This is a genomic window from Micromonospora sp. WMMD956, assembly GCF_029626125.1.
Lineage (GTDB): Bacteria > Actinomycetota > Actinomycetes > Mycobacteriales > Micromonosporaceae > Micromonospora > Micromonospora carbonacea.
Map to the genome: position 1 here is coordinate 3,473,757 of NZ_JARUBI010000005.1, position 15,091 is coordinate 3,488,847.

Genomic DNA, 15,091 nt, shown 5'->3' on the forward strand with positions numbered 1-15,091 from the left:
CGGGAGGCTTTGTCCGATGCGGGTTTGACGGTTCGTTAGCGGCCCTGGTGGTGGGGGTTACGCGGACGCCGTCGGCGGGGCCAGGGTGAACAGTCCGGCCTCGGGTTCGGTGAGGATCTGGCGGGCGACGAGGCGTTTGAGCTTCGCGCGGAGATTCTCGGTGTCCTTCGCGGTGGTGCCGGCGGCGAGGGCCTGGCAGATGTCCTTGGCGCGCATCGGTGCGTTGGCGCCGTGGAACACGGCGAGGATCTGTTGGTAGGCGGGGCTGGCGACGGTCGGGTCAGCAGGTGCCGCCGGATCGAGTGGGCCGCCCAGGCTCAGGAGCGTCTTGCGGGTGATGGCGAGTTCGGCGACCTCGGTCTCGGCCGCGGTGAGCTGCTCGTCGAGGGAAGCGATCTGGGCGCGGAGCCGCTCGACGGCCAGGCCGGCGGCGTTCTCGCGTTCGGTGAGCAGGGCCAGCAGCGTCGGCTGCGTCACCGTTGGTCGCGCCAGGACGTGGTGGCGGTGCCGGTCAACCGGCGGATGAGGTTCGCCGTCGAGGCCCACCAGGTGCGTGACACCGCGGAGGCGGGTCGGCTCTCGTACTCGCGGACCAGACGGCGGTGCAGCATCAACGTGCCGTTGGTCTGCTCCACCACCCACCGGCGCTTCACCGGCACGAACCCGGCCGTCGTGTCGGACCGCAGGACCTGCTCGACATCGATACCTCGGACCGCGCCGTGGATCTGCACGTCGTCTTTGAACCCGGCATCGACCCACGCCTTGGTCACCGTCGGCGTGTGCGCGAGGACGTTGTCCAGCAGCCTCACACCGATCGCATTGTCGGTGACCGACGCCGCGGTGACCACCACCGCGATGATCAACCCCAGCGCGTCCACCGCCAGGCCCCGCTTACGGCCCGGCACCTTCTTCGCCGCGTCCTTGCCGGTCGTCGCCGCCGGGACGTGGTTGGCCGCCCGAATCGACTGAGTGTCCAGCACCACCGCGGTCGGATCCTCCCGACGGCCGGCCTTCTCCCGCGCCTGACACCGCAGCAGATCATGAATCACCTGGTCAGTGCCGTCGTCACGCCACTGGGCGAAGTAGTAATACGTCGCGGACTTCGGCGGCAGATCGTGCGGCAGGTACGCCCACTGACAACCCGTCCGGTTCTGGTAGAAGATCGAATTCACGATCTCCCGCAGCTCGTAGCGACCCTGATGCCCCGACACCGACGGATGCCGGTCCTTCCACGCCTGCAGGAACGGACCCACCACCGCCCACTGCTCATCGGTCAGGTCACTCGGATACGCCGCACGCTCACCCATGATCAGCCCAACGCCGGCCGGACCTACCGGTTACGACCACGGCTCACATTCACATGCCAGCCCAAACCCATATTGGACGAAAGCTACCGAACCACCCTCTCAACCAATGGCTTCGCGCCCTACGAAACACGGCCTAGCCCCGGCAGCCGCCGAACACCACCCAACCCCATCAGGAGGACTCCGTGACCTTCCGCGCCGAGACCACCCTCGCCGGCTACGCGGGGGCCGCCGTCGACATGAAGACCCGTATGCACGAGTACTGCGCCAGCATCGACGGCAGCGAGTACACCCGAGCCTTCGTCGAGACCAACTGGGCGGGCCTCGCGCCAACCCACGGCGACGACGAGGCCGCCCACCACAGGCTCACCGACGTGATCAACCGCGCCAGCAGCACACGGTATGGGCGCAGGGCGAGGCCTACGTGCTCGCCCCCGCCATGACCGCCATCGTCGCCGCGGCGGCCGAAGCCCTCGACCTCACCGGCGACCTGCTCACCGCCGACGCGGCCCCCACCGACGCCGGTGTGCTCTACCTGCCCGAACCGATCTACCACCGCGCCCTGACCGGCCAGGTCAGCGGCATCGCCGCGATCACCTGGGCCACCATCACCTCCCCCCGTGGACGGTCCTGGCTGATCTGCGGCTGGGCCCACCGCGACGACCCCGACGACCCCCACGCCGCCCGCATCCAGGACTACGCCCGCCAGGACCCCACCCTGCTGTCACGACTCGGCCCGTACGTGCTGACGAACCTCGACCTGCTGCCGATCGCGAGACCCGTGCCCGCCATCGCGCAACCGGACATCGACGAGCCCGACCGCGACTGGGAGTCCGCCCCCGACGGGCGATACGTCATCGCCGACGCCACCGCCCGCACCAGTGTCTGCGCGGCGATCGCCTACGCGTTCTGGCGCATCCAGGCCCAACCCATCAGCGTCGCCGCCCCAGCGCCGCTCGACCGGCCCGCGCGCCGCCGCGCCGCCCGTGCACACGTCGTGCACGACACCCGCGTCGTGATGCTGCGCCGCACCTCCACCCTGACCGAACCCGCCGACGGCCACACCCGATGGCACTACCGGGTCCGGTTCGTCGTGCGCGGCCACTGGCGCCGCCTGATCGACAAGCACGGGCGGGCCTACCGGATCTGGATACACGCCCACCTCAAGGGCCCCGACGACGCGCCGCTGCTGCACGGCGAGAAGGTCGCCGTCCTCGCCCGGTAGCCCAACACCCGCATCTCACCGACCCGACGACCGCGCGGCCCTCGACGGCCAGCGCGGTCGTCGCCGTATCCGCACCCTTACCGACACGAGGAGAAGACCGTGGGAACACCCTGCTACGTCGGAGTCAGCGCCCCCGCCGGCCCGGCCATCGTCCGCGCCCGCTACGTCCACGACGGCTGTCCCTCGTCGCTCATCCCGCAGCTGCGCGGCATCTGGGCCACCGCCACACGCCGCGACACCAACGCCCTCATCGAGGCGGTCCTCGCCCACGACTGGGCCTACCTCCGCTCCGACATCACCCCGGACACGCAATCGTTGCCTGGCCAGCACTCCGTCGCGGGCGTCGGGATGACGCTCGACGACACCGATCCGGAGCCGGCCACCGTCTTCCCCCTCCATCGCGCCGTCGACCTCGGCGCCTCGTGGATCTACCTGATCAACCCCGCCGACGGCACCGTCACCGTGCACAGCGGGGACGGCGACCCGGTCGGCATCCACCGCCTCCAGGACCCGGCAGAGCGGGAGGAGAGACCCGCCCGACGCCCGCACGCGGCTTGCCTCTTCTCGTGGCACGCCGCGTCTGGCGGCCACACCGCCACGCGGGTCCGCCCCAGGCATCGGCTCGGCATGGGCTGCCGGAGGACGGGATGACGCTTCGAGCCCTGGTGTCGCTCGCCGTGGCGGTGGTCGCGGTGGTCATCCTCTGCGCCGGTGGTCTCGGCGGAGTCCTCGGCGGCGGCAGCGCCGCCGGCTGCATCCCCGTGTCTGTCTCACCCGCCGCCGCGCCGTCTACCTTGCCGCCTGCGTCGGCGCCGCCGACGGCGTGGCCGGCGAGCGGCGACTGGGACAGCGACCAGGTCGGCAACGCCGCCACGATCGTCACCACCGGCGCCCGCCTCGCCCTACCGGCTCGCGGGTGGGTGGTCGCGGTGGCGACCGCGATGCAGGAGAGCACCCTGCGGAACCTGTCCGGCGGCGACCGCGACTCGGTGGGCCTGTTCCAGCAGCGCCCCAGCCAAGGCTGGGGCACCCCCGCACAGCTGCAGGACCCCGTCTACGCGTCGGACAAGTTTTACCGCAAGCTGGTCGCGGTCGGCGGCTGGCAGGCGATGCCGCTCACCGAGGCCGCCCAGGCCGTGCAGGTCAGCGCCTACCCCGACGCCTACGCGAAATGGGAGGGACCGGCCACCCGGCTGGTCACCGCGATCGCCGACACCACCGGCCTACCCACCGACGGCCTGGCCGGGTGCGGGGCCGCAGGCCCGTGGACGCAGCCGGTCCTCGCCCCTGTCGGGTCGGGGTTCCGCAGCGCAGACCGGCCCGGCCATGACGGCGTCGACCTCAGCGCCCCGCGCGGCACCCTCATCCGCGCCGCGTCCGCCGGGACCGTCCGCACCGTGCGCTGCGACGCCGTCCACGCCGACACCGGCGCCGAATGGGGCTGCGACCGCGACGGCGACCCCGTCCTCACGCGCGGCTGCGGCTGGTACGTCGACATCGACCACCCAGGCGGCCTGCTCACCCGCTACTGCCACATGGACCAACCCCCGATGGTGACGCTCGGGCAGCCGGTCGCCGCCGGCCAGCCCATCGGCCTGGTCGGCTCCACCGGCCACAGCTCCGGCCCGCACCTGCACTACGAGGTGCACCACCACGCCGATGCCGGCCCGAACGGCGCGATCGACCCGGTGCCCTTCATGGCCGCGCAGAACGCCCCGCTCCGCACCAGGCCCTGACGCGACGCCCACCGGCCCATGGCCACCCAGCTCGGCGGCCATCCCCGGCAGGGGCGACCGCCACAACCCCCTATCCACACACCCCTGAGGAGGAAAGGCACGTGAGTACACCCGTACTGATCGGCGTTGCCGCGTTCCGCGGCAGGTACACCGCCCGCCGCATCCAGTTCGGCGAGGAGCCGCAGGTCCTGGTGCCGCTGCTGCGACGGATCTGGACCGACACGTTCGGCCGCAGCACCGACGCCATGGCCGCCGCGCTGCTGGCCCACGACTGGTGGAGCCTCGCCGTCAACCCCAAGCCGCGGCGATGGGACCGGCATCCGCCCGTACCGGGACTGGGCTACCCGGCCGTCACCGAGGACGGCAGGACTCGCCGGGGCTCGCTGCGGGAGGACCTCGACGGGGACTGCGAGTGGCTGTACCTGCTGCACCTCGACCAACGGCGGCTGGTGGTGTACGAGGCGACGGTCCACGGCCGCTGGCTGCGGCACAGCGCCCACCACCTCGACCCGGTCGAGGACCTGTTCGTCACTACACCCGCCCTCGACGACGGCGGACCGGAGATGACGGTGTGCACCGTGTGCGGCGCGGTCGACGAGATCGACCACGTCGAAGTGCCGTCCATGGCCGGCTACGGCCACGACACCTCCACCAGCTGCACCCGCTGCGGCTCCTCGCTCGCCACCGACCCGATGTTCGGCGACCACCTCGTCCGCAAGCCCTGGCCACCCCACACCCCCACGACGGGCGACGCGACGGACCGCACCCGATAAACCCACTCGCCCGACGCGGCCCACACCGACCCGGCTACGGCCCGTCCCTGCACCGATCGGAGAACACCATGATCTACCAGCCCGGCCAGCGCGTCACCCTGGTGCACACCAGCGACCCGCACACCCTGTTGCGGCCCGGCGACACCGGCACCGTCCGCCGCCACGACCAGCGGCACAACACCGTCGAGGTCATCTGGGACAGCGGCTCGACCCTGTCGATGTGCCTCGACACCGGCGACCGCATCGAGCACACCACCACCCCGGAGCCGACCGGCGGGCTGGTCGGCGAGGCCACCGGATGGGCCACCGCGCTGCGGCGGATGCGCGCCGCCGGTGCCGAGGCCGGCCGCACCGCCGCCGACCGGTGGGCCCAGCACACCATCGGCCCCCGGGCCGGCGGCGACACCCGCCTGGCCGCCCGTCGGATCCTGGCCGGCATCGGCGACGGCGATCCCGCCGTCCTCGACGCCCTACCCCACGTCACCTGGGCGGGGGAGTCGGTCGACACCAGCGGATGGGAGCTGTTCGCCGACGCCACCGGCGACGTCTCCGGCTGGTTCGGGCTGCGCGTCCAGGAGCGTGACGAGGCGATGGGCGTCTACCGCGACGGGTTCGACACCGCCGCTACCGACCGCGTCGCCGAACTGTGCCGTCTCGCGGCCAGCCCCACCGGCCGCGACCTCTCGCACCTGCACCCCGACCGGGTCCGTATCGGCGGCGTCGGCGTGTTCTCCGGCGAGTGGGCGCGCACCGTCGGCCCGGACGGCGACGACCGTATCGCGGTGGGGTTCGTGGGCACCCTGATCGACCACTGGAACGGGTGGGCCGTGTTCTCCTGCACCCGCCCGGTGGCCGAGGCGATCGTCGCCGACCAGCGGCGGCACCGCGACCAGCACCGCCACAGCCTGCGCGAGCAAGGCGTACCGGAGAACGACCTGGACCGGCGGGTCGACGAGGCCCTGGCCGACCTGGCCTTCGACGGCGACGTCATCGTCGCCGACCAGCGTGTCCTGTCCAACGACCCGCAAGCCATCGACCGCATCACCCCGGACGACGACGGCCGGTACGTGATGATGGGCTACATCTGGTGCTGGGAGGCCGTCGACCCGTACGCATGCGACCAGGTCGTCGGCGACCTGCCCTGCCCCGACCAGGCGTAGGACGCGGACCCGACCACGCCGCACCGACACCGGCACGACCACCGCAGACAGGCCACCGGCAAGGAACCGAGCCACCTCGCTCGGGTCGGACGCCGGCTTGCGAGTTCCGATTCCGGACGCGCCTTCCCGCCCGGTAGGTGCTTGACCTGAACACCGCTCCGCGTAGCCGAGCACGGCTACGCGCGCTCTTCCCGCCCGCAGTGGCCCACCAACGCCGCCGCGCACCCCGGGAAGGGGCGCGCGGCGGCGTCAATCGCCAAGGAGCACCTCATGCCACACCCGAGCACGCCCGCCCGCCGGTCGCTGACCGGCCACCAGCCGGCACCGCAACTACCCGCAGACGACTTGATCACCTGCCGGACCGCGGGTATCGGTTGCACCCCGACCGTAGCCATCGTCGGAGGTGCCCGGTGACCTCGCCCGCTCGACCCGCCAAGCCCAAGGCCAAGCCCCGCCCCATGTTCGGGCCGGTCTTGGCCCTGCTCGCGGCCGAACCACACCGCGCCTTCTCCATCAGCGACCTCGGCAGGCACCTGCCCGGCCGGTCCTCGGGGGCGATCGGCTCCGTGCTGAACCGCCTCGTCGACCGTGGCTGGGCGACGATGTCCGGCGGGTCGCCACGCCGCTACACCATTACCGCCGAGGGCATCGACGCGTTCGCCGCCGGAGCCGGTGCCAGCCGCGCCCCCTCGACCACCGCCACCACCGGCACGCCTCCGGCACCTGCCACCCCGGTGCCTGCCCCGACCGGCCCGGTCCCGCCGCGTCCCGGCGCCGTCCTACGGCCCAACGGGGTCTGGTACCTGCCCCGGCAACTCGGCGAAGACACCGACGTACGGGTGCTGCGCCGGCTGCGACGCGACAACATCCCGGTCCTGCTCTACGGACCGCCCGGCACCGGGAAGACCAGCCTCATCGAGGCCGCCTACACCGACGCGATCACCGTCGCCGGCCACGGCGACACCACCGTCGAAGACCTCGTCGGCAACTACGTGCCACTACCCGACGGCGGCTTCGAGTTCACCTACGGCCCCCTCATCACCGCCATGCGTCAAGGACGCGCCCTGTTCATCGACGACGCCACCCTCATCCCACCCCGCGTCCTGGCCGCCCTCTACCCGGCCATGGACGGCCGGGGGACGGTCACCATCGCCGCGCACCACAACGAGATCGTGACCGCCGCCGCCGGGTTCTTCGTCTGCGCCGGCCACAACCCCGGCGTCCACGGCGCGATCCTCACCGAGGCCCTCGCTTCCCGCTTCGCCGTGCACATCGAGGTCACCACCGACTTCGACCTCGCCCGGTCCCTCGGCGTCCCGAACGGCGCCATCGACGCGGCGATCGCCCTCAACCAGCGGATGCGCAAGCACGAGATCGACTGGGCACCGCAGCTGCGTGAACTGCTCGCGTTCAAGCGCGTCGCCGCGAGCCTCGGGCTGCCCGCCGCCGTGGCCAACCTCGCGGCGGTCGCACCCGAACCCGATCGCCCAGCCGTCGTCGAAGCCCTCCAACGGGCCTATCGCGGCACCACCATCACGCCCCTCACCCTCGGCAAGCAGAAGTGAGGAAACCGTCATGACCAGCGTCTCCGCGCACCTGAGCACCTCCGGGCCCAGTCCAGCCACTACGACTCCACCCCCGGCGGCGTCACCCTGGGATCCGTGGTCGGCAGCTTGGACGAAGCAGGCCGCCCGGATCACCGGACGGGCCGACGCCCACGTCACCGTCACCCCGGCCGCCGGCGGCCCACCCGGCTTCAGCTACCCCGCCACCGCGCAGATCCACATTGACGCCGACCTTGTCGCTGACCCGACGATCGCCGACCCCCGCCGACCCGCCCACCGGTCGAAGGCCCCTGTCGCCTACGGGGTTCTGCTGCACGAGTGCGCCCACGTCATCCACTCCACGTGGAATCCGCCGCCCGGCGTGCCCCCCGTCGTTCGGGAGGCCGCGCTCCTACTGGAGGAATCCCGCGTCGAACGGCGCTATCGCGACACCCGACCCCGCGACCGACGGTGGCTACGCCGCGCCATCACCAGCATCATCGACCCCACCGACACCCCCACCGACACCACGTGGAGCGCCGCCTACGCCGCCGGACTGCTCCTCGCCCGCGTCGACGCGAAGATCCTCTACCCCGCCGACGTCCGCACACCGCGACGCCTGATCACCAAGGTTCTCGGCCGCAAGCTCCTCAAGGGGTTACGCGACATCTGGCGGGAAGCCCAGACCGTCGTCGACACCGACACCACACGGATGATCGACCTCGGCGAACGATGGTGCCGCCTACTCGGCATCGACCCCACCACCAGCCCTGGCCTACCCGCCGACGACGCGGCCACCAGCACGATCGCGGCGGCCATCGCCGCCGCCCTCGACGCCATCCTGCACAACCCCGCCGACACGCCCGACCCCCGGCGCGGCGGGCCCCGGACCGACGTGCCCGGCATCCACGTCGACACCGACGTGCCGATCACCTGGACCGAACGCGACCCCGCAGACGCCGAACGCCACGCCGCCAACCGACTCACCACCCTGCTACGCCGCGCCCGCCACCGCGAACCCGCCCGCACCCGCGAACCCAGCACCGCACCGCCCGGACGACTGCGCACCCGCGCCGCGGTCACCCTCGCCGCCCAACGCGCAGCCGGCGCCATCCCCACCGCCCAGCCCTGGCAACGCACCGTCCGCCGCCCGGTCCCCGACCCCGAACTGACCGTCGGCATCCTCATCGACGCGTCCGGGTCGATGACCGACTTCGCGAAACCCATGTCCTCGGCGGCGTGGATCGTCGCCCAAGCCGCCACCCGCGCCGGAGCCACCACCGCCACCCTCGCCTACGGCGACCGGATCACCGTGCTCATCCCACCCGGCCGCCGTCCCGTGAAGGTCCGCGACATGCGAGCCGACGCCGGCACCGAACGGTTCGTCGAAGCCTGCGCCGAAGCCGACCGGCTCCTACACCTGTCCGCCCCCGGCACCGCACGGCTACTCGTCGTCGTCTCCGCCGGCCACTACGTCAACCCCGACGAAGCCCAGGCCACCATCACCCGACTCCACCACACCGGCTGCGCCGTCCTGTGGCTCGCACCAGCCAACGAAAGCTGGCCACCCCGGGTGTACGACCACACCACCACCATCACCGTCGACGACCCCACCACCTGCGTCAACCTCATTGGCCACGCCGCCATCGACGCCCTGAACGGGGCCTGAATCCGGCGGGAATCGGCTCCCGCCCACGCGCCGGGAGCCGATCCCCGCCGGCCCACAAGGTCCGCCGCTGGATCCCCCCGCACGCTTCGAAACGGAGAGCAGCATGCCCGACAGCACGACGACCCTTCCCGATGTGGATCCTCGCAACCGCGACAACCTCGTCGGCTTCTTCACCGACCGACAGGCCGCTGCGATGTGGCGCCTATCCCCGTCGGGACACCACACCCGGCGGGCGGTCCTGCCGATGGACCGAGCTGGCGGAATCGAGGCCCGATGAACCCGACGCGCACCGCAGCCGACCAGGCGCGGCCGGTGGTCGCCATCGACGTCGACGGCGTCCTCAACCCCGACCACCCGCCCACCGCACGCCACCTCGGCTACCACCGGCACCACTACGACGGCCCCGACCCCACCGGCCGGCACGTCTGCGGCGAGGTGTGGCTGCACCCCGACCACGGCACCTGGCTCACCGAACTCGCCCGCCGCACAGACCTCGTCTGGTGCACCAGTTGGGGCACGATCGCCGCCACCTGGATCGCACCCCGCCTCGGCCTCCCCACCGACCTGCCCGTCATCGACACCGGACCGGGCGGCATACGCTTCGGCCGCCAACTCAAACTCGCCGCCCTGTACCACGCCATCGGCGAACGCCCCGTGGCCGTGCTCGACGACGAATTCGGCGGCCGGGACCACGCCGAGGCCGACGACCGCACCGCCCGAGGCACCAACACGCTGCTGGTCCCCGTCAACAGCATCACCGGCCTGCAACGCGAGCACATCGACCAGATCACCCGCTGGCTCGACCAGACGACCACCGACGGTGGACTGCCCCAGGTTCCAGGCGGCGCCCTGCCCTGCCCGACAGCACCTGATGAAGACGATGCCTCACCAGACGAGGGCTGGAACCTCAGCGTCGGCGACCCGGTGCTGCGCAAGTCCCGACTGCTGTCCCGCCAGTGCGCTACGTGCATCTTCCGCCCCGGCAACCCGATGCACCTGACCGAAGGGCGCCTGCGCGATCTGGTGGCCGAGGCGCGGCAGAACGAGTCGTTCGTCGTCTGCCACGACACCCTGCCCTACCACCGGGATGCAGATGTCAAGCCCGCTATCTGCCGGGGATTCGCCGACCGCTATTCCACCCAGGCCCTCCAGGTAATCGAACGGCTCTTCGGATTCATCGAGGTCGACCCGCCCGGCGAGGACCCGACGAACGGCTGAGAACACCGGACTGCGTCACCGAGCGCTGATCCGATCGGCAAGGTATACCGGCGGCGTCCGTGCATGGGCTGAGCGGAGAGACGCTCAGGCCATGCACGGCGCTTCGAGTAGGAGACGGGTTTATCGAAAGCTTGAGACAGAGCAGAAGCGGTCGGTCTTGACCGACAACGACAGACCCCCGTTCGTGTCGGCCGGGGTCTCACCGTGGCATGAGCAGACACCCAGGATACGCGACCTGAGAACTCTTCGTGACCCCTTGATTACTCTCGTGGCCTCTCCTAGGGTCGGTTCAACATGTCGACGCTAGACACTTGGAGGTTTAGTGGTGCGAAATGTGCAGTTCTTCTCGACCGACACCGACGACGGTGTCGTCTCGGTCGTCGCGAAGACCGGACCGGGCGAGCACCGGACGGTCAAGCAGATCCGGGTCGGCAACGCGCCGCGTGGGGGCGTGAAGTTCACGGCTAGCGGGCGTGGCTTCGTCTGCAACACCAGCCAGAACACCATTTCCGAGATTGACGCGGTCGCGCTGCGCGAGGTGCGTCGCATCGAGGTCGGCTTCGCGCCGCGGGGCCTGGGCATCGTGCCTGGTGAAAAGTACGCGCTGGTGAGCAACTCCGGATCGAACAGCCTGTCGATCGTGGACCTGGAGCTCAACGTCGAGCTAACCCAGATTCCGATGGGTCGCGACCCGCGCCACATGATGATCACCAAGGATGGCGCCTACGCGTACGTGTGCGTCTGGGGCGACGGCTACGTCAGCAAGATCGACATCAGCGGTCTGTCCCAGGGAGCCGTCGAGTCGGTGCGCGAGGTCGAGCAGATTCCCGTGGACGTGGAGGCGCACCCCTACAGCCTCAACATCGACCCAAGCGGCTCGCGGGTGTTCGTGGCGAACACGCAGGCGACCTACTGCACCGTGATCGACGTAACCACCGACGAAGTGCACCGCGTCGACCTCGGGCACATCGGCGGCCGGGCGGTGGCGTTCAGCACCGACGGCAAGTACGCGCTGGTCACCGTGGAGACGGTGAGCCGCATCTACGTCATCGACGTGGAGACGCTGCAGGTGACCCGCCACATCCCCGTCGGCCCCGGCCCTCGTGGCGTGGTCGTGGACCACCAGGACTTCACCGTCTACTGCAGCAACTTCGCGAGGGCGTACCACCGCGACCCCGAGGGGCCGGACTACGGGCCGAACACGCTGACGATGGTGGACCTCAAGACCGCCCCGCTGGACCGGCAGGAGGGCGAGTTCGCCTACGAGGAGATCCACGTCGGGTACGGGCCGTGCAGCGTCACGATGTTCGACCTCGACACGATCTCCGAGCAGGAACGGCAGCGACGGCTGGACTACGTCGAAGCCTGATCCACCCCGCGCCCGCTTCGATGCCACCTGCATCGGGGCGGGCGCGACGCTGCCCGCACAAGAGGAAGAGAACATGGTCGAAGTCGCGTTCACACAGGTCCAACCATGGGCGCTGGTTCCGCAGCCGCACCGGGTGGACCGCAAAGCCGCCCGCGACGAGCGTGACCTCTACCAGGACCACTTCCGCTACAAACGAATCACCCGGCTGCCAGTGGAGTGCCCCCCGTGGGTTCTCGGCCAGGAACTCGGCTGGATGATCCGCTCGCCGGTCACCATGCGGATGACGCCGGTAGAAGACATCGACTTCAGCATGCCCGAGGAAGAGGACCTTCGCCCCGTCGCCTCCAAGATCGGCCGCAGCGAGTTGTGGCGACGCGGCACCGACTGGATCGCCACCCGCGACACGGATTGGCTGCGCTTCCATGATTTCCAAACGTCCGCCGGCTGGGAGAGCATGTTTCTACCCAACGGGTACGGCACAGTCGAATGGCGGCTGGGCTGGAGCGTGCGCGTGCCGGACCGCTACTTCGTACTGGTCATCGGCGGGCCGATAGCGGAACTGGAGGTGCCGGTCGGGGTGATACCGGCGAAGACTGTCAACGCCATGACCAGCCAGGGCGGGTTCTCCATCGCCGTTGCCCCGCGGCACCCGGTCAGCATCCGCCGCGGCGATCCGATCGCCCGGCTGGTGCTGCTGCACCCCGACTCACTACAAGCGGCCGTCGCCGCACCGGAGGCATCGGATGCTTGAGATCAGCCAGGCCGAGGCCCGCGTCGTCGCCGTCGCGGCGCAAGGGCTGCACCTCGCGCATCCGCACACTGACGCTACGGCGGTGTTGAGGGCCCGTGCGACGATCCAACTGGACACCATCCAGGTGGTCCGGCGCTCCCATGAACTGGTGCTGCTCGCCCGCGGCGTCGCCGACCAAGCTGCACAAAGCTTCCTCGACGAGCGGGCCACACCAACGCAGTTCGAGTACTGGGGGCACGCCGCCAGTGTGCTGCCGTTGGAACTGTGGCCGTACTTCGCCCTACGCCGTCGCCGATTCCAGGCCGGCGGATGGAGCGGACCTGCCGTTGACCCGGCCGCCTGCGACGCCGTCCGCGCCGCCGTCACCGCCAGCGGCGGCATGACCGTCACCGATCTCGGCGGCGCGAAGGGAAGCGGCTGGTACCGCAGCGCCCCGGCCAAGTGGGCCGCCGAATGGCTGCTGGCCACCGGCGAATTCGTGTGCGTCGCCCGACGCCGATTCAGCCGCCTCTACCAACCCGTCGCCGATGTGCTGCCCGCGTCACTACAGCACGACCCCGACGACGCCACCTGCCTCCACTACCTCACCGGTCTCGCGCTACGGGCCCTCGGCATCGGCACCGCCGACGACATCGCCGATTACTTCCGGCTGCCCAAATCCGCCGTCACCGCCGCCCTGCGCGACATACCCGACGCCGAGCCGGTAGCTGTGCAGGGTTGGACCGAACCGGCGTGGATCACCTCCGCAGCCCGGCAGCAGATACCGCTGGACGACGACGCGTGCACGCCGCTGTCGCCGTTCGACTCCCTGATCTGGCACCGACCCCGAGCCCGTCGCCTCTTCGGCGTGGACTACGTCCTCGAGGCATACAAGCCCGCAGCACAGCGAGAGTGCGGCTACTTCGGCATGCCCGTACTTGCCGGCACCGACATCATCGGCCGGATCGCCCTACGCGCCAGCAAAGGCACCGCCCACTTGGAAGGGCAGCAGCTCATAGACGGCCACGATCCCGACCGGCTGCGGCACGCCGCCCACACCGCCGCCGCATGGGCCAGCGCCCGCCTCAGCGAACCAGCGACCGCAGGCAGCAGCCGATGACCCGCCCCGGATACCTCGCCACGCTACGGCTGCCCGGCATTCCTCCCGTCCTGGCCGCAGGCACCCTCGGCCGGCTCGCCTACGGCATCGTGCCGTTCTCCACCGTCGTAGCGTTCTCCACCGCCCACGGATTCCTCGCCGCAGGCATCGCCTCAGCCGGGCTGATGTCCGCCATCGCGTTCCTAGCCCCCCTGCGCGGCAGACTCACCGACCGCCACGGTCCGCGCGTCCTGCCCCTCATGGCTGCCGTGCACGTGCTCCTAGTGGTCACGACAGTGCTGATGATCGACACCGCTGCGTGGCCCGCTGCGATCGCAACGATCACCCTCGCCGGTGCCACCGCCCCACCGATCGGCGCCACGGTACGCACCTGCTGGTCCCGACTGGTCAAGGACAAGGACCAACTTCAGCAGATCCACGCGCTCGACTCCATCGTCGAGGAGATGACCTTCGTCGTGGCGCCCCTGGTTACCGCGCTCGCGCTCGGCGCGATCTCACCACGGTGGGTGCTGCCACTCGGTGCTCTTCTGCTGATTCCCGCCACACTCGGCATTGCCCTGTTCGCCGGCACTAGCACAACCCCGACCGCAGCCGCCGAAGCCAGCGACGGCCGCGCCAGGTCCCGCCGGTCGGTGATGCGTCTGGCCGACGGACAGGGCATCGTCATTCCCATCCTCGCCCTCGGCGCCGTCGGCGGCGGTCTCGGCGTGCTCCTTCCCGCACTCGCCAAGGCCTCCGGCGACATAGCCACCTCCGGATACGGATTCGCCGCCTACTCCCTCGGCGGCGTCATCGCGGGCCTCGTCTACGGGCGGCTGCGATGGAACCTGCCGCTGCGCCGCAAGTACGGCGTCATCACCGCCTGCTACACACTCGGAGTAGCACTACTCATTCCCACTGCCTCGACGGTGCTGACCCTGCCCGCCATCTTCCTTGCCGGCGCGGCCATGACACCCATGTTCGTCGTGGGCTATCTCCTAGTCGACGAACGCATCCACCCCGGTCAACTCACCGAAGCCAACGCCTGGCTCGGCTCCGGCTACAACATCGGATCCGCCGCCGGTGCCGCCCTGTGCGGCCTGCTCGTCACCACTCTCACCCCGACCGCCGTCGCCGCCGTCTTCGCCCTCATCGCTGCCCTCGGCACCCTCGGCACCCTCCGCATCACCCGACAGCCCACCCCACCCCACACCTCCTCACCGCAACCAGCAACGGCACAACCCGCCGCATGAACCAGGAGGAC

General features: G+C 70.7%; 16 protein-coding genes. 14 read left to right on the plus strand and 2 right to left on the minus strand.

The window, feature by feature from the left end; translation table 11 throughout:
* Nucleotides 1-57: 57 nt before the first annotated feature.
* Nucleotides 58-477, minus strand: a complete 420-nt coding sequence (locus O7628_RS15980) for a hypothetical protein (RefSeq protein WP_278127552.1) — start codon at nt 475-477, stop codon at nt 58-60.
* A complete protein-coding gene (locus O7628_RS15985) occupies nt 474-1,307 on the minus strand; it encodes an IS5 family transposase (protein WP_278127551.1) in 834 nt (277 codons plus the stop codon). The genes O7628_RS15980 and O7628_RS15985 overlap by 4 nt, the downstream gene beginning before the upstream one ends.
* A 182-nt stretch (nt 1,308-1,489) precedes the next feature.
* Between O7628_RS15985 and O7628_RS15990 the strand changes: the two genes are divergently transcribed.
* The 14 genes from O7628_RS15990 (at nt 1,490) to O7628_RS16055 (ending at nt 15,080) form a co-directional block, all read left to right on the plus strand.
* Nucleotides 1,490-1,747 carry a hypothetical protein gene (locus O7628_RS15990; RefSeq protein WP_278131539.1) on the plus strand — a complete coding sequence of 86 codons (258 nt, stop codon included), beginning with the start codon at nt 1,490-1,492 and terminating at the stop codon, nt 1,745-1,747.
* A complete protein-coding gene (locus O7628_RS15995; RefSeq protein WP_278131541.1) occupies nt 1,729-2,529 on the plus strand; it encodes a hypothetical protein in 801 nt (266 codons plus the stop codon). The genes O7628_RS15990 and O7628_RS15995 overlap by 19 nt, the downstream gene beginning before the upstream one ends.
* A gap of 99 nt (nt 2,530-2,628) precedes the next feature.
* Nucleotides 2,629-3,180, plus strand: a complete 552-nt coding sequence (locus O7628_RS16000) for a hypothetical protein (protein ID WP_278131543.1) — start codon at nt 2,629-2,631, stop codon at nt 3,178-3,180.
* On the plus strand, nt 3,177-4,265 hold the full coding sequence (locus O7628_RS16005; protein ID WP_278131544.1) for a M23 family metallopeptidase: 1,089 nt from the start codon (nt 3,177-3,179) through the stop codon (nt 4,263-4,265). The genes O7628_RS16000 and O7628_RS16005 overlap by 4 nt, the downstream gene beginning before the upstream one ends.
* Before the next feature lie 101 nt (nt 4,266-4,366).
* Nucleotides 4,367-5,038, plus strand: a complete 672-nt coding sequence (locus tag O7628_RS16010) for a hypothetical protein (protein WP_278131546.1) — start codon at nt 4,367-4,369, stop codon at nt 5,036-5,038.
* A 68-nt stretch (nt 5,039-5,106) separates the two neighbouring features.
* A complete protein-coding gene (locus tag O7628_RS16015; RefSeq protein ID WP_278131548.1) occupies nt 5,107-6,198 on the plus strand; it encodes a DUF4314 domain-containing protein in 1,092 nt (363 codons plus the stop codon).
* Between the two features lie 458 nt (nt 6,199-6,656).
* Nucleotides 6,657-7,763, plus strand: coding sequence for an AAA family ATPase (locus O7628_RS16020; RefSeq protein WP_278136321.1), 1,107 nt, complete (start codon nt 6,657-6,659; stop codon nt 7,761-7,763).
* 10 nt (nt 7,764-7,773) lie between these two features.
* On the plus strand, nt 7,774-9,411 hold the full coding sequence (locus tag O7628_RS16025) for a VWA domain-containing protein (protein WP_278131550.1): 1,638 nt from the start codon (nt 7,774-7,776) through the stop codon (nt 9,409-9,411).
* A 103-nt stretch (nt 9,412-9,514) separates the two neighbouring features.
* Nucleotides 9,515-9,688, plus strand: coding sequence for a hypothetical protein (locus tag O7628_RS16030; RefSeq protein ID WP_278131551.1), 174 nt, complete (start codon nt 9,515-9,517; stop codon nt 9,686-9,688).
* A complete protein-coding gene (locus O7628_RS16035) occupies nt 9,685-10,629 on the plus strand; it encodes an HAD domain-containing protein (protein ID WP_278131552.1) in 945 nt (314 codons plus the stop codon). Before O7628_RS16030 ends, O7628_RS16035 begins: the two co-directional genes overlap by 4 nt.
* A gap of 325 nt (nt 10,630-10,954) precedes the next feature.
* Nucleotides 10,955-11,998: a YncE family protein gene (locus O7628_RS16040; RefSeq protein WP_278131554.1), complete on the plus strand. Its 1,044-nt coding sequence runs from the start codon at nt 10,955-10,957 to the stop codon at nt 11,996-11,998.
* A 73-nt stretch (nt 11,999-12,071) separates the two neighbouring features.
* Entirely contained in the window at nt 12,072-12,749 is a 678-nt protein-coding gene (locus O7628_RS16045) for a hypothetical protein (RefSeq protein WP_278131556.1), read from the plus strand.
* Complete coding sequence (locus O7628_RS16050) at nt 12,742-13,848, plus strand: crosslink repair DNA glycosylase YcaQ family protein (protein ID WP_278131558.1); 1,107 nt, start codon at nt 12,742-12,744, stop codon at nt 13,846-13,848. The genes O7628_RS16045 and O7628_RS16050 overlap by 8 nt, the downstream gene beginning before the upstream one ends.
* Nucleotides 13,845-15,080 carry an MFS transporter gene (locus tag O7628_RS16055; RefSeq protein WP_278131561.1) on the plus strand — a complete coding sequence of 412 codons (1,236 nt, stop codon included), beginning with the start codon at nt 13,845-13,847 and terminating at the stop codon, nt 15,078-15,080. Before O7628_RS16050 ends, O7628_RS16055 begins: the two co-directional genes overlap by 4 nt.
* The last annotated feature ends 11 nt before the right edge of the window (nt 15,081-15,091 follow it).

Bases quoted from the DNA above. Each gene is read 5' to 3' on its own strand.
- O7628_RS16050 (WP_278131558.1), top strand. From the start codon at position 12,742: ATGCTTGAGATCAGCCAGGCCGAGGCCCGCGTCGTCGCCGTCGCGGCG.
- O7628_RS16045 (WP_278131556.1), top strand. From the start codon at position 12,072: ATGGTCGAAGTCGCGTTCACACAGGTCCAACCATGGGCGCTGGTTCCG.
- O7628_RS16025 (WP_278131550.1), top strand. From the start codon at position 7,774: ATGACCAGCGTCTCCGCGCACCTGAGCACCTCCGGGCCCAGTCCAGCC.
- O7628_RS16005 (WP_278131544.1), top strand. From the start codon at position 3,177: ATGACGCTTCGAGCCCTGGTGTCGCTCGCCGTGGCGGTGGTCGCGGTG.
- O7628_RS16015 (WP_278131548.1), top strand. From the start codon at position 5,107: ATGATCTACCAGCCCGGCCAGCGCGTCACCCTGGTGCACACCAGCGAC.
- O7628_RS15985 (WP_278127551.1), bottom strand. From the start codon at position 1,307: ATGGGTGAGCGTGCGGCGTATCCGAGTGACCTGACCGATGAGCAGTGG.
- O7628_RS16055 (WP_278131561.1), top strand. From the start codon at position 13,845: ATGACCCGCCCCGGATACCTCGCCACGCTACGGCTGCCCGGCATTCCT.
- O7628_RS16030 (WP_278131551.1), top strand. From the start codon at position 9,515: ATGCCCGACAGCACGACGACCCTTCCCGATGTGGATCCTCGCAACCGC.
- O7628_RS16035 (WP_278131552.1), top strand. From the start codon at position 9,685: ATGAACCCGACGCGCACCGCAGCCGACCAGGCGCGGCCGGTGGTCGCC.
- O7628_RS16020 (WP_278136321.1), top strand. From the start codon at position 6,657: ATGTTCGGGCCGGTCTTGGCCCTGCTCGCGGCCGAACCACACCGCGCC.